Origin of the sequence: Paucisalibacillus globulus, from assembly GCF_900184735.1 — a bacterium.
Lineage (GTDB): Bacteria > Bacillota > Bacilli > Bacillales > Amphibacillaceae > Ornithinibacillus > Ornithinibacillus globulus_B.
Genome location: NZ_LT855386.1, coordinates 608,060 through 624,392, shown reverse-complemented (window position 1 = coordinate 624,392; position 16,333 = coordinate 608,060). Strand labels below are relative to the sequence as shown.

Genomic DNA, 16,333 nt, shown 5'->3' with positions numbered 1-16,333 from the left:
AGATTATGTTGATTATTTCTAGATAAAGGTAATAATTAGTACATGAGTATAAAAGAATAATGGGTCTTTGAAATACTTCATAGGTAAATAAAATCATACTATAATAAGCTGGAGGACATAGAATGAAAAGAATTTCAATATTATTTTTAGCGATACTGTTATTGATGAGTACATATCCAGCAGTTAGCTTTGCAGAGGACAATCCTATTCAAGAAGAAATAATTTATAATATTTTGGTAGACCGCTATAACAATGGTAACCAGGCATTTAGTGAACAGGTCAGGATAGATGACCCTTATGCATATCATGGGGGTGATTTAGAGGGGATTACGTTAAAGCTAGATGATTTTAAAGATTTAGGATTCACTGCCATCTCACTTTCGCCTATTATGGAAAATGCTACAGATGGATATCATGGATATTGGGTTGAAGATTTCTATTCTATAGACGAGCAACTTGGTAGCATGGAAGATTTACAAACTCTAGTTAAAGAAGCACATAACCGGGATATGAAGGTCATTCTTGAACTTGTTACTAATTATGTAGCTGAAAGCCATCCGATTGTATCTGATTCAGAAAAGCAAGACTGGCTTCTTCAAGATGCACAGATTAATACTGCAGAAGAGCCTTGGCTAGAGAATGTTTCAGTATTGAATCAAGATAACCCCGAAGTTAGTGAAATGTTAATTGATGTTGCGAAGTTTTGGTTGAATGAAAGTAATGTGGATGGATTTGTATTACATGCGGCTGATCAATCATCCGTAGAATTTATTCAATCACTAACAACAGAATTAAAGGCAGCTAAGCCAGACATGTATGTAATAGCAGATACTATCTCTGAAGAGGTTCCTTCTGAATTACAAAATATGCCGACTATTGATGTTGTAGAAAATCAAGCCCTATCTCATGCTATTGTGGATGTATTTGCTAAAGCTGATACTCCTGTACGAAATATCTATGAGAAATGGGAAGAACTTGGTGGTGAGGGTGGACTTATCTACGTAGATAACAAATCAATGGACCGTTTTACACAAATCGCGGCTGAAAATAAGCGTGATGATGTGAATACATGGAATCTAGCACTTGTCTATCTTTTGACAACTCCAGGTGTTCCTTCGCTGTTTCAAGGTTCAGATATTCCAATGTACGGATCAGGAATAGAACAGGCTCAGCAATTAGTGAACTTTAACAGTGGTGATCAAGATTTAGAAGAAGTCTTTTCAAAGGTATTGGCACTACGAGGAAAGTTTCCGGTATTACAATACGGTGATTTTGAGCTTGTTGGTTCAGATCAAGGAATGAGCCTGTTTAAGCGCACCTATGAAGATGAAACAATGTATATTGCGATAAATAATGATAGTGAATCAAGAAGGGTTAACATAACTGATCTAGAACCGGATTTACAATTGCGCGGTCTCCTAGGTGATGATTTAGTTCGTGAGACATCAAATGGCGAATATAAAGTTGCGCTCGCTAGAGAATCTGCCGATGTTTATATTATTGAAGAAAATTCCGGTTTGAATTGGATGTTTATTACTCCAATCGTTGTAGTTCTTGTGTTATTTATAGGGGCAATTGTTTATTTAAGTAGAAAACAAAAAAAACGTGAGGCTAAATAATTACAAACTTCTGTAGCATTAGAGTGAGTTCTAATGCTACTTTTTTTGGTTGTAACAATTTAGAATATTAGGTACAATTAAATGGAAAATTATGTTTCTTAAAGATTAGTTATTTTTTATACCCATAGGATAAAGGGATGGGTATAGTTGCAAAATCGATTGATCTTGATAGTAAGATAGGCTAGTTCGAAATAGCATCCAAAGGAGCAAGTAAACATGAAAAAAAGTGTAGGGGTTCGGATATTATTATTTTTATTAATTAGTGGTGTGGTAGGGTTATTTACTTTTATTGGTAGTATAGCTACTTTACTATTTGGAGTGCAAAAGTTTTATATGCCCTTTCTTATTACGGTTGCACTTGTTTTCTTGTTTTTCGTCTTCAATGGCTTCTTTCCATTATTAAAAGGACAGGTGCTAAGGCGGACTGTATATGGGTGTATTATAATTGCCATACTCGCTATCGCTGTTCATGAGGTGATTAGTGCCTATGATAGAAGTATCCCCACGATTGGTAATGGTGATGTCGATCTGTTTGAATATCAACCTTTTGCTGAGGATACCAAGGCAGTGAAGCTTGATGAACCTGCTATATTCAAGATGGAGGGTGAACTCCCTATAATGGATGGGGCTACTGCCTTGTATCCAATCTATGCTGCGTTTGCACAGGCTACTTACCCAGAAAAAGGGTATGACGTATACGCAAGTGAGGTAATGTCTAATACAACTCAAGTAGCTTATGATTCATTAATTAGTGGCGAAGTAGATATTATATTTGCTGCAGCTCCATCTAAAGCGCAAATAAATCGTGCCAAAAATAGAGGTGTAGAATTAGAGCTCACACCGATAGGAATAGAGGCTTTTGTGTTCTTTGTAAATTCCAAGAATGAAGTCAGTGATTTAACGTTAGATCAAATTAAGGATATTTACGCTGGTAACATAACGAATTGGAAAGAGGTTGGTGGTTCTAACGATTCCATCCGAGCTTTCCAAAGACCAGCTGATAGTGGAAGCCAGACAGCACTTGAAAATTTAATGGGTGATACACCAATCATGGAAGCACCATCGGAGGACATTGTTAACTTGATGGGTGGTATAATAGAAGAAACTGCAGCCTATAAGAACTATAAAAATGCCATTGGGTATACATTCCGATTTTTCTCTAATGAGATGGTTCAAAATAATGCAATTCGTCACCTTGCTATTGATGGTGTAGTCCCAACAGTAGAGACGATCAAAAGTGGGGAATATCCGATTACTTCCGAATTTTATGTTGTCACGGCAGGAAGTCAGAATCCGAATATCGAACCTTTTATTGAGTGGATTCTCTCAGAACAGGGGCAATTTATTATTGAGGAAACAGGGTATGTTTCTATAAATCCTTCAGAAAATTAATGAAGGAACAGAATAAGACAGTGATGTGCGAGGCTATACTGTAAAATAAAAGGGGTGGTTTGTATGTATGAATTAAAAACCAAAGAAAATGATAGTAGTGTCATAGAATTTATTGAAACCGTTGAAAATCCAAAGAAAAAAGATGATGCCTATAAGTTGTTAGATATCTTCACGGAAACATCAGGTTATCCAGCCAAGATGTGGGGACCAAGTATTATTGGATTTGGGTCCTATCATTATAAATACGCTTCCGGTCACGAAGGAGATGCACCGCTTGTAGGATTCTCTCCGCGTAAGGCAAAAATTAGTCTTTATTTTGCAACTGGAGACCCTGAACGCGAGGAATTGCTAAAGGAATTTGGAAAACATACTACTGGAAAAGCATGTGTCTATATTAACAAGATTGCTGATGTGGACGTAGATGTTATGAAAGCAATGATAAAACAATCCATCAAGTTTTTAAGAGAAACCTATCCAGAGGGAACAGATTAATACGTATAAATGACTATCATGTAAATTTTGATAGTCATTTTTTATACTATTAAGGAGGATTGCCTGTTGAAGCTAAAACATATGCTTGGAATTCTAGCACTTTTTCTATTAATTGCATGTACACCAAAAGAAGAGGAAAGCGAAAAACTATTGTCTTCAGGCATTCAGTATATTGGTAATCAAGAAAAAATAGTTGCAGAACTTGAAAAGTTAGAGATAGAATTTGAGAATCCTTCCACTATAAACATAGATTTAAAGGAAAGTAATCTAATCATTATTGAACCAAATTATATTGATAAGATTACAAGGGACGATTTGATACATGCGTTAAAAAATGGCTTTTACGTCTTTTTCATTAATATGGAAGATAACCATATCTTACAGGAAAAGTATCTTAACACCATTACATATAACCAAAGAAAACAAGATAAAATCTGGACGGAGCAACTCTATTTGGATAATCAACAACTCAAAACTATTGAATTCTCAATCGAACCAAATTGGGAAAATGAGCTTTTGAAGTGGCTACAGTATTTTGATAAGCATAAAGAAGATAGTAAATAGGGGCGGATTCTTGTGAATAAACAACAACAGTTAGCAAGTCATGATCCTATAAGAAGTAAGTCCGGGAAAGAGAAGATCCAAACTAAAAATAATGGATTAATTTTTCGGGATTTCATATTTGAGAAGGAAGCAAATATGAATAAGTTCCAGCCAATTGCAGGATCATTTGCGGTCATTCAGTGTAAAGGAAAATACCTTCTTTGTTACAATAAGTGGCGCGAACAATGGGAAATACCAGCTGGGAGCAGAGAGGGAACAGAAACCCCCTTGCAATGTGCAAAACGAGAACTTTATGAAGAAACCGGACAAAAAGTAACGGATATGGATTTTATCGGGCTATTAAAAACTGAAAAAATAATGAATAAGGAAATCAAATATAATCCAGTTTATTTCTCCAATATAGACGAACTCATGCCATTTCGTGATAATGATGAAATTTCAAAGATTATGTTGTGGGATTTAGAAACAGATATTGGAGCTATAGATGAGGTTGATATAAGGATATTTGATTATATTTAATGGCTGTTTTCTGAAAGGTTACTGTTTTTGCTGGATAGTTTTGTCTAACAGATAGTAGATAGGAACTGTGCTGCTAATAATTTATTATGGAGCAACATACCCGCTACGGAAATACACTCCGCTTTTACTGCCAGCACAGGGGCGACATCTGTTCGAAAAGACCTCACAGTGTCTACCTTGCCGCGGGCGACTGGTGAGCCTCCTCAGAGCTAAAGCTCTTCCGGGGTCTCACCGATGCCTATCCTCCCGCAGGAGTCTCCGTGTATTTCCTTCGCTAGTAAGAAGGAAATGAATAAAATTAATTGCATCTTATTATTAAAATACATAATTTAACCTCTAACATTAATTAGAATCTATTCTGCCGGAGCGGTGTCATACTGTTATACCCAATAACTAATTCTTTTGTAATTAAACTAGTTACCGCACAGTTTCTGTAAAATGACAACAACCGTACAAAAATAGCCTATTTGATAAACCTTTAATTGGATATTTAATTAATTTCAGATGACCAAGAATAAAAAAGAGGAGGAAATACATGAAGGAATGGCATGGTGCAGCTGGTATATGTATAAATGAAGACAATGCGGTATTAATGGTACGTGGAAAAGAATCAAATGCATGGGCAATTCCCTCTGGTGGCATAGAAGAAGGCGAAACCCCAGAAGCGTGCTGTATACGTGAATTAAAAGAGGAAACCGGTTATACGGTACAAATTAAACAAGAATTATTTGCAAAAGAAACAGAGATAAAAGGTATTGCAGTAAAAACATATTATTTTTTAGTAGAAAAGATTGGTGAAAGTAGTGGGATTAACGATCCCGATTTTCTAATTGAGGAAGCAGCCTGGAAATCATTATCAGACATCAAGAATCTAGAACATGTATATCCAGAAGACCAGAAAATAATGGAGAATATAATCAGAAACCAGCCATTAGAGGAGGTCTAATAGCTGGTTTCCATTTATCCGTTTACAATTGTTCCACCATTTATATGGATGACTTGTCCAGTTACATAACTAGAATCATCGCTTGCCAAATAGACATAAGCTGGTCCAAGTTCTTTTGGTTGTCCCATCCGTTTCATGGGAGTGTTGGAACCAAATGTGTCCACTTGTTTAGCGTTAAAGGTGGAAGGGATTAATGGTGTCCAGATAGGTCCTGGTGCAACTGCATTTACACGAATACCTTTCCCAACCAAGGAAGCAGAAAGAGAACGGGTAAAACTGGTAACTGCACCTTTAGTAGCACTATAATCAATTAAATCCTTATGTCCTTCATAGGCAGTAATTGATGTTGTATTTATAATCGTACTGCCCTGTTTCATATGAGGTAATACAGCTTGAGTTAAGTAGAACATTCCAAATATATTGGTTTTAAACGTATTTTCTAATTGGAGCTTGGATATATTTAGAAAGTAGCTTTGAGGATGTTGTTCAGCTGCATTATTCACTAGGATATCAATTTGGTTAAACTGGTCCAGTATTTGTGCGATTGTTTCATGACAAAAATCGGGATCACCTATATCGCCGGGGATTAATAAGCATTTCTGTCCGGCTTCTTCGACTATACGTTTCGTTACTTCTGCATCACCATCCTCATTCAAATAGACAATGGCTATATTGGCACCTTCTTTTGCAAAATGAACACTTATGGCACGTCCAATACCACTATCACCACCAGTAATGAGAGCAGTTTTTCCTTTTAGTTTACTACTACCTTGGTAATTTTTGCGGATATATTCTGGTTCAGGCTGCATTTGGGATTCAATGCCTGGTTGTATTTTTTGTTCCTGGGGTGGTGGAGTCTTTGGTTCTTTGTTTGTAGCCATTTCAGAAAGCCTCCCTAAAATGAATTCCTTATCCATTTTTCCCAATTGTGTGGAATCCATGTGGAGAACATTAGAATAAGTGTGATAGGTATGTGGTTTTTTCTCCAAAAGAAAAAGCCCTAGGTTAGGACTTTAGTAGACATATTCATGAGCAGATGTCGCTCCTTGTTGATGGAGGAAGTTATAAATATCACGGTAAAATTTAATATCGATCTCACCAGCGATATATTTCTTTTGGTAGTAATCTAATATGTCATTTAGTGTTTTAGGTGCTTCCTTACGATTAGTTTCATAGTCAGAGATTAATTCGTTTATTAGCATATGATATCCCCCTAAAGAAATCGCTTGTACAAAAGTATATGAATTAGAGGAGGGAATAATGACAAAAAGTTGGCATTCCTGAATATATCGAGAAATTTGGTCTTCAATTATGGTAGATGATGACTAACATAAAAAAAGAGAATGCTTGTAAGCATTCTCTTACTAGATCAATATTCAAAAGACAACTCCGGTAATTCAACTGTTTTTATTATTTGCTTTTGATTCATATCGTAAATCTTCATTTTATCCAAAGAGAAGGTGTAGATTGTATCATCTACAGAAACCATTCTTCGTATTTCGGAGTGCCATTCTGGATGTTCCTCAAAATCACCCTGGTGTGTAATAGTATCCAATAATTTAATTCCCTCAGGTGTAATTTCATATAGAAGTGCCCCTTCAAAAATAACTCTATCTTCTTCATAAGTGATATCATCTTTCCGTACTGTTTTGGTTTCGGTTAGTACAGCTGGGAACCCAAACAGATTCTCAGTTGGATGCTTAAATAACACTTTGTGATTATACAGTAATTCCGAGTAGGACCAACCTTGACCAATAACTTCTGAATACTTTTCTTTCGGATTGGTTGGGTCACTAACATCAAAGATAGATATTTTGATACCATCGGTTTGTACCCTAGGTTCACTATTTCCTTTTTCTTCAATAAGTTTGGTGTTTTGCCCAAAACCGATGACATGATTCTCATCGAGTGGATGGAGATAGTTACTAAAGCCTGGGATTTTTAACTCACCTAGGACAGTAGGTTTTTCTGGGTTCTCTAAATCAATTACAAATAATGGATCGACTTCTTTAAATGTTACCATATATGCCACGTTATCCATAAAACGGACACTATAAATTCGTTCCCCTTCAGCAAGTCCCTCGACAGATCCAAGTGGTTTTAAGTTGATATCAAAGGTATATAAATTGTTCGTGGATAGATTTTCTTCATCCCAAGTACCACCTTTAGTAGTTGCCACACGGAACGTATCATTTCTCTCGTCCATCGCAAACTGATTAATCAAAGTACCATTGACCAATGTAGAGGCATTATATGTCAGGGAACCATTCTCTACTCTGAACTGGCTGATTTCCGTATCCACATCTTGTGGGCGCCAGATAGCGATGTCCATTACTAGTTCACTTGTTTCTGCTTCTTTAGATTCTGTATCTGATTCTTCCAGTTCCTTATATTTGTTGACCGCTACATAAAGATTGTCATGTGACATATATATTTGGTTGGAAGCCCCAAGATATGTTTCCATATTTGCTTCTTTTTCCATATTGCTTAGATCAATCGAAGTTAATATAAGAAATTGTTCTTCCTTACTTTCTGGGAAGAAATACATATCATCAAAGTCAACTGGCATACTTTCGTCACTAACAACCGTGTCTTTTATAAATGGTCTTACTTCAACATCCTCATCGGAACGTAATATATGGAAGGGTGGATATTCGTTTGCGATTAAATACAGATAGCCATCCAGGATTCTAGATGTATGGTAACTTCCTTCTTGACTGACTTCCCGAATTTGCTTTGGTTCACTTGGATTCTTTATATCATAAAATAAGATTGTAGTTTGATTATAATAAATTGGTTCTGGAATTCCGATTTCGTCTTTCGACTCTGACTTCTTAACTTCTCTTAGTGGTTCAGACGTTTGACCAATTGTAATTAATAAATCATCTTGCACATAAATTTCTTGTGGGTAAAAATTATCAACCTTTATTTTACTCAGTATAGAACTATTTTCTTTTTCTGTTGAGGTAATCACAATATCTCCGTCACGTACAAAGAAAATAGATTTACCATCTGTCTTAATAATGTCTGCTTCATCAATACCCTGAACTTGAACATTGGTAGAGGAAGTACCGTCTCCTCCAGCAGAACTATCATTCGATGACTCGGCTGTTTCCATAGCAGAATCTTCTTGTGCATCACTGTTAAATAAGTTAATACCTCTATTTTCCTCTTTCATTCGTTCTTTTAATAGTGTAACAAGTTGCTTTTGATCTTTGATTGTTGGTAAGTTAGCCATGGCAGTAAATTGGTGTTTAAATGTTTTAGGAAGTTTTTCTCCACTGGCGGTTAGAACTTCTTTTGTAATGATGATTTCATATTCCTCATCGATGTTATATCCTTCATCTGGTGCTCGTAAGGTTAGAACGGTAAAAGCATCATTCCACTCCATTTCTGTAGAGATTAGCACACCATCTTTAGTTTTCACCATTACATTATCTTGAGTAAAGGTGTCTGGATCCATTGGTTCGGAAAAATGAACGGTCCAGTCCTTATTGGCAAGAACAAAACTTGTTGCAGAAGGGATTTCAGCCGTAATCTTATTGGAAAAACTAAAGAATACTATTGCCCAAACCCCAAGAATGCAGAGAATACTAATTAACCCAATCTTTTTATACAATTTGTTCACCCCATTTTAATAAAGGAAATTTTGTCCTTTATCGATAAGACGGACTGATAATTAAATATGTTTCAAAAATGGTGTAAGGTCAAAGTTAATTCATTCGACAATAAAAGACAAAAAGCGGGAAGTGACAGGCACCCTCAAACAAAAAAACTCGGGGGAATCCCCCGAGTTTATTTGAATGATTTATTTAAGAAAAATAGTGATAGTGTTCCTGGACCGGCGTGGGCTCCTATTGCTGAGCCGACGTATTCGATGACAAATTCCTTTGCTCCGAATTTTTCTTTTATCATTTCAGCTAATTTTTCAGCGCGTTCAAGGTCATCACCGTGGCTAATACCGATGACTTGATTCTCGAAGTTGCCACCGCGTTCTTCCATAATCTCTAGCATACGACTTAACACTTTTTTCGAGCCTCGCATTTTTTCAAGGGGAATCAATTTCCCTTGTTCCACATGGAGGATCGGTTTAATGTTAAGTAATGTACCAACAAAAGCTGCTGTTTTACTAACTCGTCCACCTCGTTTGAGGTATTCTAAGTCATCTACTGTAAAGATATGTTCCATGTGTAAAGCGCGATTTTTTGCATCTTCAATAATTTTATTTTTACTTTTTCCTTCAAGTGCCATTTTAGCTGCATTTAGAACAACTAAGCCGTACCCAATTGAAGCACATTTTGTATCGATAACATGAATATCTGCATCTGGATATTCTTCTTTTACTTCTGCTTCCATCATTTTCGCAGTTTGATATGTACCTGATAATTCAGATGAAAATGCTAAGTAAATTAAAGTTTGTTTAGACTTTGCATACTCGGTAAAAATATCTTTAAACGTATGTGGAGAAACTTGCGATGTTTTAGGAGATTTACCTTTTCTCATTGCATCGAAAACGTTCTTTGGTGTAATATTGATGCCATCTTCATAATCTTTTTCGTCTAAATGAACTGTAAGTGAGACCATTTCCATGTCGTATTTAGAAAAATAATCCTTTGTCAGGTCGCTTGCTGAATCAGCCATAATTTTAATACTCATCTCGATTCACCCTCAATCCTCTGAAATAATTATATTATGTTTAGTTTATAGCTATAATGGGTTATAGTCAAAACAATTGTGATAAAAAAGGAGACTGTTATGTTTTTAATAGAGGCAAAGCGAATTATAGTTGTTATTCTTGGTTCGCTACTAAATGCATTATCGTTAAATTTATTCTTAGAAAGTGCTAATGTTTATGCCAGTGGCTTTACTGGAACGGCACAATTAATTTCAAGTGTCTTTACTGATTTTGTGGGGATAAGTGTATCGACAGGGATTCTACTCTTCCTACTAAATATTCCAGTATTTATACTTGGTTGGTTTAAGGTAGGGAAGGGATTTACTATATATAGTATTATTTCCGTAATATTTTCATCCTTATTCCTACAATTTCTACCCATAATCCAGTTATCAGAAGATATTATCCTGAATGCAGTATTCGGTGGGCTTGTTGCTGGAGTAGGTGTAGGTATGACACTAAAGGTTGGTGCTTCAACAGGTGGAATGGATATCGTGGCCATGTACTTGTCCCGCCTAAAAGATAAGCCACTTGGTGTTTATTTTATTTCATTGAACGCTGTAATTATTGCATTTGCGGGTATATTATATGAACCCGAAAACGCATTATACACGATGGTAGCGTTATATGTTACTACTCGAGTTATCGATGCTATTCACACTAGATTTAATAAATTAACTGCGATGATCGTGACACGTAAAGCAAAAGAATTACAACAGGCAATACATAGTACGATGGTCCGTGGAATTACTATTTTACCAGCTGTCGGTGCTTATACAAATGAGAATAAAAATATGCTTTATTTGGTTATTACACGATATGAATTATACGATTTAGAAAGAATTATTAAGGAAGTAGATCCAGAAGCATTTACGAATATAGTTCAAACTACCGGGATTTTTGGTTTCTTTAGAAAAGAATAGGGGACTGTAATTATGAAGAAAATTATCGTAGTTATTGGGTTTTTGATTTTGCTAACTGCATGTGGTGATGAAGAGCCACAGAAGGAGACATCTGTGTCCCAAACAAGTCCAGATGCATATGCTAAATTTCAAAATATCGATATACAAACAGAACAAAATCAAGCTCGTATTGCTGGTGACGCTAACGCTTCAGGTAATCAATTCTATTATCAAGTTGAACAAGGCGAAAAAATATTGATGCGAGAAGATATAGTCGAAGTTGACAGTGATTGGAGTAGCTTCGAAATAATTGTTCGGATTACACAGGAAATGAAAGAATCAGAAGACGTTGTGATCGTAAAAATGTATAACAAAGATGATGAAGGTAGAATGGTAAATCCTAATTATGTTCCGCTTGACCTTGAAATATAGCATCAATAAAAAGAGGATGGGGCTACAACCCTCATCCTCATTCTTTAGTATCCGTGTTTTTCGAAGACTTCTTTCACTTTAGGAGTGACCGTATCCCATTCAGCGTCGAAGCTTTTATTTACTGTAATAAAGTTTTGATAACCAAAGACATTGTCGACGCCTTCTAGTTTCATCAAGTCATTCATTATTTCATGCTCACTCGTGTCTCCAGGCATTACTGAAATACTGTTTGTGCCTTGGAAAATTAGCTTGTCTGTTGTGAATTTTATAGCATTTGGATTTGGAGTGCCTTCTGCTCTAACTGCCATTTTTCTACCTCCCACAATACTTCTTCTTTTACTTACTATATTAGCAGAAAAGCTCTGGATTAAAAAGGAATATACGTATAGGCTGTATGAATGGCAAGAATGAAATCTGCTGATTGGGGTTTTATTCGTATTATCGCTACGGATTTTATACCACTTATGTATAAGGTGCTCCAAACGGAGCACCTTTAATTGGCTTGTTTCATCAGTAATACCGTTCCATCCGAAGAATGCACTGGCTATTACCATAACAAGACTGATTCATTAACTTTGAGGAATTTGGAGGGTGTTAGCTAAGTTTGTTTTGTTCAAGCTGTTGCTGTAACTGCTGCAACTGTTGCTTTTCTTCACCAGTAGCATCATGCATTGCAGCCTGGATAGCATTTTGAGCAGCTTGTTTATCTTGCTCATTTGTTCCACCGGCAAGATTATTTGTAAATTGGGCTACAGCATCTTTTGCTTGTTGAAATAAATTGTTCTGCATTTAGAATCCTCCTACTGTATGATTATCTGCTTCTTCCTGTTTTCGTTCTGCCTCTGTGAAGGTAGAACGATAAGGGAATTTTTCAGCATGTTTCTTTACAGCGTCTGCGCTCTGTTGGCTAAATCTCCTCGATTTACTCCCTTTGGCCAAGACAATTCCTCCTTTATGCAGGTAGGAAAGAACGTTTTCTTTCCAATCTGCTAAGAAAAAAGTGAACGTTTTTTAATCCGTTCACTTGTAGTATGGAAAAGTTCTTCTAAATTTATTGAAGGTAAAATACGGAATGGATGGTAGAAATGAAAATACTGCACAAAAAAAGCTAAGACATAATCGCCCTAGCTTTAATTACATATTACCTAACTTTTGCATTGAGTTTAAGGTATTCCTCTAAAAAGGTTCCAATACCATGTTCCTCATTTGTAACCGTTACATGATTCGCAATGTTTTTAAGTGGGTCAATTGCATTCCCCATTGCTACACCAACACCAGCATATTCGATCATTTCTAGGTCGTTATCCTCATCACCAAAAGCGATAATCCGGTCTTCTGGAATTTGGTAGTAGTGTGCAATCTTTTGTAGACCAACTGCTTTATTTATGCCTTTTTTGACAATTTCAATAATATTCCATGGTGCACCCCACTTGCGATGTTCTATTACTTCAGCATGGAATTCGTCTAAGTGGTCACGGAGAGTGTGGATATGTTCTTCTTTCGGATGAATTAATAAGGATGTTGGATCTTCATTTAATTTACTTTTCAAACTACCAATTACAAATGGTGTGTCGTCTGTTGTTTGATAAAAGATATCTATAATTTCTTGACTATATTTATCAAGATAATCATTGTCTTTGACTTCTGCTAATACATTATGAACATCTAAATCATAACAAGCTTGAACGATACTTAATGCTGTACGCTTTGACATAGGATTATGAAGCACATCCCATTTTTTATCCACCGGATGATGGATTAGGGCACCATTAAAGTTAACCATCGGCGTTTTTAAACCAAGTTCTTGATAATACTGAATACTCGCACGATGTGGTCGGCCTGTTGCAATTACGACAATATGACCCTCATCCATTGCTCTTTGCAGAATCTCTTTATTCTTCGTACTAATTTCTTTCGCATCAGATAGTAATGTACCATCTAAATCTAATGCGATTAAATGTTGTTTTGGCATATTTATTTCACCTCGTATGACTTAGTTTATTAGTGTTTGACTATTATGTAAAGGATTATAGTGTAAAAAATAGTTAAATTAGTTTAACTATTTATTTAAAAAGATTATCATATAATTAATATATATATTTTACAGATGAGAGGAATATACAGAATGATCGGAATTTATAAAGAGAAAATAGCCGGGGTTCCAAGTCTTATTGTTGTCGATGAGGCGCACGAAAACAAGCCTCTTCCAACTGTGTTTTATTTTCATGGGATTACAAGTGCTAAAGAACATAATTTAACTCAAGGATTTTTACTAGCAGAAAATGGATTTCGGGTAGTGCTACCGGATAGCATGTATCATGGAGAAAGAGAAGTTGCTGATATTAAAGAAGTAACCTATTACTTGTTTCAAATTGTCTTACAAAATGTAATGGAATTGAAAGACATGAAAGAGGACCTTGAAAATCGTGGTCTTATCCTAGAAGGGAGAGTAGGGGTTGCGGGAACAAGCATGGGGGGAATAACAACTGCTTCTGCACTTTCACAATACCCATGGATAAAAACCGCTGCCATCTTAATGGGTTCTCCAAAATTGACTACTTTTGCAAGAGAACTTGTAGATGTTTACGCAAGAACAGGAAAACTGCCATTAACGAGTGATGAAATAAATCAATTATATGACACATTAACTTTATATGATTTATCCTTACAAGCTGAAAGATTATCGGATAGACCGTTATTATTTTGGCACGGAGATAGTGATCCTGTTGTACCATTTGATCATTCCCATAGCTTTTATGAATATGCCAAAAAAATATACTTGAATCCGAACCATTTAAGGTTTATTAGGGAAAAAGATAGAGGGCATAAAGTGAGTAGATATGCAATCTTAGAAACGGTAAAATGGTTTGTCCAACATCTGTGATTTAAATCATTTAAAAATACTTAGAAATATGTTTAAATGAAGATATGATGAAAGAAGGAGGTAATACCATGGATGAAGCGTTAAAAGAAAATCTCATGGGTGCTCTTGAGAATGTAATCGACCCCGAGCTAGGTATTGATATTGTTAACCTAGGATTAATATACGATGTTGATCTAGATGACGAGGGCGTTTGTGTTGTAACAATGACACTAACAGCAATGGGTTGCCCATTATCAGCACATATTGAAGCAGATATCCAGCGTGCATTATCTGATATTCCAGAAGTAAAAGAAACAAGAACAAATATTGTATGGGATCCACCTTGGGGCAAAGATAAAATGTCCCGCTATGCAAAAATAGCATTAGGAATTCCAGATTGATATGTAAACCGACTGTTAAAAAACAGTCGGTTTTATTATTTCTTTATATTAAATCTATATTAATAGTCATTTTGGTAAAATTAGTCACCTCACTATAGGCATTTGAATAGTCTATTTTGTGAGGAGGTCGAACAACATGAAACATAAACATATGTACGATTTATGTAAGACTCATATGCACTCTTATGTGTTAGCAGAGCTTGAGGATGGGACTAATTTTGATGGCATAATTACGGGATTAGATGAAGAATATGTTTATTTTGCTGTGCCAATTGAAAATGAGGTCAATTCACAAATGATGCCTAATATGAACGAACAACGTCAATTTGGTTGGTATGGTTATGGTTATCCTGGATTTGGTTATCCGGGCTATGGATATTTTGGTCCACGCCGTCGATTTAGAAGACTTGTTTTACCTTTAGCTGCACTTGCTGCATTAAGTGTATTACCATGGTATTAAACTGTGCTTTTAATTGGATTAGAAGACCTAACTAATAATTGAGAAAAGAGTAGTTAGGTTTTCTAAACATAAGTAAACCCTTGCCCAAAAGACTAGGCAAGGGTTTCTAAGTTATTAGATGCTATTGCTTCAGGCGCTGCCCAAGTTATTGTTCTTTTTTCTCGCGTAGTATGCCATCTCCAAGAATAAAAATAAAAATAGAGAAAATCGCTGACATTACTAAAGTAGCTACTAGGTCTAATGTTGCACCTGCCATACTAGATAATACGTAAGAAAGTACGAACGTTACTAAAACTGCCCAAAAAATTGTAGCAAGATAACGCATTGTATGTAACACTCCTATTCTTTTTCAAAAAAACTATCATAATTTCCTTTATTAAGTTTACCAAATCAACACATAAATGAAAAGTATTTCTTCATAGTTTACATAGAAAGGAGGAATATTAAGTGACAATTCTTGTACAAAATTGTTTTCATTGGATTGGTTATCATTATGTTAATTTTTTACTCGAAAAGGGTATAGTGGTTAAAGGTGTAGACAAAATCGACTCTGAGAAGAAAGATAATCTTTACATGTCCATTGGGCGAAATAGCTCGTTCTCATTAATCGATTCTCCGAAAGAACATAAGGTTGATACTGCTATTATTATTGGTAGTTGTGATTCTACAACTAGTATTAAGGCAGATAAAATAATTCAAATTGATGTAAATGGATTGAAAAAAAAGTTAGAGGATGCCATTATTATCAAGGCACCACTTTTATTTGGTGAATGGATGGAAATGACAGAAGAGGGGCTCATGACAGGAAAGAAACTGACACGATTCGATTCTGAAGAATTCCAAGCCGAATCTGTTTACATTGGAGATTTTGTTAAAGCAACCTACCAGGTGTTGAAAGCACCCCCTAATTCTACAACTATAAATGTGTTTTCAAAGAAAATTTTCCTTAATGAGTCTGTCAAACTTGAAAATTCTATCTATATTCGTGACAATATACCTATAGAAGAAAAAATGAGAAGTGTATTAGCTCATTATCGCCGCTATAAGAATTTCTATTAACGCATTGTA

General features: G+C 35.7%; 21 protein-coding genes. 12 read left to right on the top strand and 9 right to left on the bottom strand.

All coding sequences use genetic code 11. The features are described from left to right. The first annotated feature begins 122 nt into the window (after positions 1 to 122). From BN999_RS05210 to BN999_RS05185, 6 genes are all read left to right on the top strand, one after another. Entirely contained in the window at positions 123 to 1,619 is a 1,497-nt protein-coding gene (locus BN999_RS05210; RefSeq protein ID WP_096270319.1) for an alpha-amylase family glycosyl hydrolase, read from the top strand. 216 nt (positions 1,620 to 1,835) lie between these two features. Beyond that, complete coding sequence (locus tag BN999_RS05205; protein ID WP_096270318.1) at positions 1,836 to 3,011, top strand: PstS family phosphate ABC transporter substrate-binding protein; 1,176 nt, start codon at positions 1,836 to 1,838, stop codon at positions 3,009 to 3,011. Between the two features lie 63 nt (positions 3,012 to 3,074). Further along, positions 3,075 to 3,503, top strand: coding sequence for a DUF1801 domain-containing protein (locus tag BN999_RS05200; protein WP_096270317.1), 429 nt, complete (start codon positions 3,075 to 3,077; stop codon positions 3,501 to 3,503). 66 nt (positions 3,504 to 3,569) lie between these two features. Further along, complete coding sequence (locus tag BN999_RS05195; protein WP_096270316.1) at positions 3,570 to 4,067, top strand: hypothetical protein; 498 nt, start codon at positions 3,570 to 3,572, stop codon at positions 4,065 to 4,067. A gap of 12 nt (positions 4,068 to 4,079) precedes the next feature. Continuing rightward, a complete protein-coding gene (locus BN999_RS05190) occupies positions 4,080 to 4,586 on the top strand; it encodes an NUDIX domain-containing protein (RefSeq protein ID WP_255247401.1) in 507 nt (168 codons plus the stop codon). Positions 4,587 to 5,121: 535 nt separating this feature from the next. Continuing rightward, a complete protein-coding gene (locus BN999_RS05185; RefSeq protein ID WP_096270315.1) occupies positions 5,122 to 5,532 on the top strand; it encodes an NUDIX hydrolase in 411 nt (136 codons plus the stop codon). Between the two features lie 14 nt (positions 5,533 to 5,546). Here BN999_RS05185 and BN999_RS05180 read toward each other — a convergent pair whose 3' ends face one another. The 4 genes from BN999_RS05180 to BN999_RS05165 all read right to left on the bottom strand — a co-directional run bounded on the left by BN999_RS05180 (position 5,547) and on the right by BN999_RS05165 (position 10,188). Continuing rightward, the gene (locus BN999_RS05180) at positions 5,547 to 6,413 is read right to left on the bottom strand and encodes an SDR family oxidoreductase (protein WP_096270314.1); all 867 of its coding nucleotides are present in this window, start codon (positions 6,411 to 6,413) and stop codon (positions 5,547 to 5,549) included. A gap of 132 nt (positions 6,414 to 6,545) precedes the next feature. Beyond that, on the bottom strand, positions 6,546 to 6,734 hold the full coding sequence (gene yppF, locus BN999_RS05175) for a YppF family protein (RefSeq protein WP_096270313.1): 189 nt from the start codon (positions 6,732 to 6,734) through the stop codon (positions 6,546 to 6,548). 167 nt (positions 6,735 to 6,901) lie between these two features. After that, positions 6,902 to 9,151, bottom strand: a complete 2,250-nt coding sequence (locus BN999_RS05170) for a beta-propeller domain-containing protein (protein WP_096270312.1) — start codon at positions 9,149 to 9,151, stop codon at positions 6,902 to 6,904. Positions 9,152 to 9,327: 176 nt separating this feature from the next. After that, positions 9,328 to 10,188, bottom strand: a complete 861-nt coding sequence (locus BN999_RS05165; protein WP_096270311.1) for a DegV family protein — start codon at positions 10,186 to 10,188, stop codon at positions 9,328 to 9,330. Positions 10,189 to 10,287: 99 nt separating this feature from the next. On the opposite strand from BN999_RS05165, the gene BN999_RS05160 reads away from it, so the two are divergent. Further along, complete coding sequence (locus BN999_RS05160; protein ID WP_096270310.1) at positions 10,288 to 11,130, top strand: YitT family protein; 843 nt, start codon at positions 10,288 to 10,290, stop codon at positions 11,128 to 11,130. A gap of 12 nt (positions 11,131 to 11,142) precedes the next feature. Beyond that, positions 11,143 to 11,541 carry a membrane lipoprotein lipid attachment site-containing protein gene (locus BN999_RS05155; protein ID WP_096270309.1) on the top strand — a complete coding sequence of 133 codons (399 nt, stop codon included), beginning with the start codon at positions 11,143 to 11,145 and terminating at the stop codon, positions 11,539 to 11,541. A gap of 44 nt (positions 11,542 to 11,585) precedes the next feature. Here BN999_RS05155 and BN999_RS05150 read toward each other — a convergent pair whose 3' ends face one another. The 4 genes from BN999_RS05150 to BN999_RS05140 form a co-directional block, all read right to left on the bottom strand. Then, complete coding sequence (locus BN999_RS05150; RefSeq protein ID WP_096270308.1) at positions 11,586 to 11,849, bottom strand: NifU N-terminal domain-containing protein; 264 nt, start codon at positions 11,847 to 11,849, stop codon at positions 11,586 to 11,588. Between the two features lie 286 nt (positions 11,850 to 12,135). Further along, positions 12,136 to 12,330, bottom strand: coding sequence for a DUF3813 family protein (locus BN999_RS05145; RefSeq protein WP_096270307.1), 195 nt, complete (start codon positions 12,328 to 12,330; stop codon positions 12,136 to 12,138). Further along, on the bottom strand, positions 12,331 to 12,480 hold the full coding sequence (locus BN999_RS20525) for a hypothetical protein (protein ID WP_176481878.1): 150 nt from the start codon (positions 12,478 to 12,480) through the stop codon (positions 12,331 to 12,333). Positions 12,481 to 12,682: 202 nt separating this feature from the next. Further along, positions 12,683 to 13,513, bottom strand: a complete 831-nt coding sequence (locus tag BN999_RS05140; protein ID WP_176481877.1) for a Cof-type HAD-IIB family hydrolase — start codon at positions 13,511 to 13,513, stop codon at positions 12,683 to 12,685. A 153-nt stretch (positions 13,514 to 13,666) separates the two neighbouring features. On the opposite strand from BN999_RS05140, the gene BN999_RS05135 reads away from it, so the two are divergent. From BN999_RS05135 to BN999_RS05125, 3 genes are all read left to right on the top strand, one after another. After that, a complete protein-coding gene (locus tag BN999_RS05135; protein WP_096270305.1) occupies positions 13,667 to 14,425 on the top strand; it encodes a prolyl oligopeptidase family serine peptidase in 759 nt (252 codons plus the stop codon). A 68-nt stretch (positions 14,426 to 14,493) separates the two neighbouring features. Further along, positions 14,494 to 14,805 (top strand): metal-sulfur cluster assembly factor, encoded by a 312-nt coding sequence (locus BN999_RS05130; RefSeq protein WP_096270304.1) that lies wholly within the window; start codon positions 14,494 to 14,496, stop codon positions 14,803 to 14,805. A 136-nt stretch (positions 14,806 to 14,941) separates the two neighbouring features. Then, entirely contained in the window at positions 14,942 to 15,265 is a 324-nt protein-coding gene (locus tag BN999_RS05125; protein WP_096270303.1) for a hypothetical protein, read from the top strand. Between the two features lie 145 nt (positions 15,266 to 15,410). Here the strand turns inward: BN999_RS05125 and BN999_RS05120 are convergent, their stop codons facing one another. Further along, positions 15,411 to 15,590: a YjzD family protein gene (locus BN999_RS05120; protein WP_096270302.1), complete on the bottom strand. Its 180-nt coding sequence runs from the start codon at positions 15,588 to 15,590 to the stop codon at positions 15,411 to 15,413. A 122-nt stretch (positions 15,591 to 15,712) separates the two neighbouring features. On the opposite strand from BN999_RS05120, the gene BN999_RS05115 reads away from it, so the two are divergent. Beyond that, complete coding sequence (locus BN999_RS05115; protein WP_096270301.1) at positions 15,713 to 16,324, top strand: hypothetical protein; 612 nt, start codon at positions 15,713 to 15,715, stop codon at positions 16,322 to 16,324. Positions 16,325 to 16,333: the final 9 nt, after the last annotated feature.

Bases quoted from the DNA above. Each gene is read 5' to 3' on its own strand.
- BN999_RS05145 (WP_096270307.1), bottom strand. From the start codon at position 12,330: ATGCAGAACAATTTATTTCAACAAGCAAAAGATGCTGTAGCCCAATTT.
- BN999_RS05185 (WP_096270315.1), top strand. From the start codon at position 5,122: ATGAAGGAATGGCATGGTGCAGCTGGTATATGTATAAATGAAGACAAT.
- BN999_RS05200 (WP_096270317.1), top strand. From the start codon at position 3,075: ATGTATGAATTAAAAACCAAAGAAAATGATAGTAGTGTCATAGAATTT.
- BN999_RS05125 (WP_096270303.1), top strand. From the start codon at position 14,942: ATGAAACATAAACATATGTACGATTTATGTAAGACTCATATGCACTCT.
- BN999_RS05180 (WP_096270314.1), bottom strand. From the start codon at position 6,413: ATGGCTACAAACAAAGAACCAAAGACTCCACCACCCCAGGAACAAAAA.
- BN999_RS05135 (WP_096270305.1), top strand. From the start codon at position 13,667: ATGATCGGAATTTATAAAGAGAAAATAGCCGGGGTTCCAAGTCTTATT.
- BN999_RS05150 (WP_096270308.1), bottom strand. From the start codon at position 11,849: ATGGCAGTTAGAGCAGAAGGCACTCCAAATCCAAATGCTATAAAATTC.
- BN999_RS05165 (WP_096270311.1), bottom strand. From the start codon at position 10,188: ATGAGTATTAAAATTATGGCTGATTCAGCAAGCGACCTGACAAAGGAT.
- BN999_RS05120 (WP_096270302.1), bottom strand. From the start codon at position 15,590: ATGCGTTATCTTGCTACAATTTTTTGGGCAGTTTTAGTAACGTTCGTA.
- BN999_RS05155 (WP_096270309.1), top strand. From the start codon at position 11,143: ATGAAGAAAATTATCGTAGTTATTGGGTTTTTGATTTTGCTAACTGCA.
- yppF (WP_096270313.1), bottom strand. From the start codon at position 6,734: ATGCTAATAAACGAATTAATCTCTGACTATGAAACTAATCGTAAGGAA.
- BN999_RS05160 (WP_096270310.1), top strand. From the start codon at position 10,288: ATGTTTTTAATAGAGGCAAAGCGAATTATAGTTGTTATTCTTGGTTCG.
- BN999_RS05130 (WP_096270304.1), top strand. From the start codon at position 14,494: ATGGATGAAGCGTTAAAAGAAAATCTCATGGGTGCTCTTGAGAATGTA.
- BN999_RS05205 (WP_096270318.1), top strand. From the start codon at position 1,836: ATGAAAAAAAGTGTAGGGGTTCGGATATTATTATTTTTATTAATTAGT.
- BN999_RS05210 (WP_096270319.1), top strand. From the start codon at position 123: ATGAAAAGAATTTCAATATTATTTTTAGCGATACTGTTATTGATGAGT.
- BN999_RS05140 (WP_176481877.1), bottom strand. From the start codon at position 13,513: ATGCCAAAACAACATTTAATCGCATTAGATTTAGATGGTACATTACTA.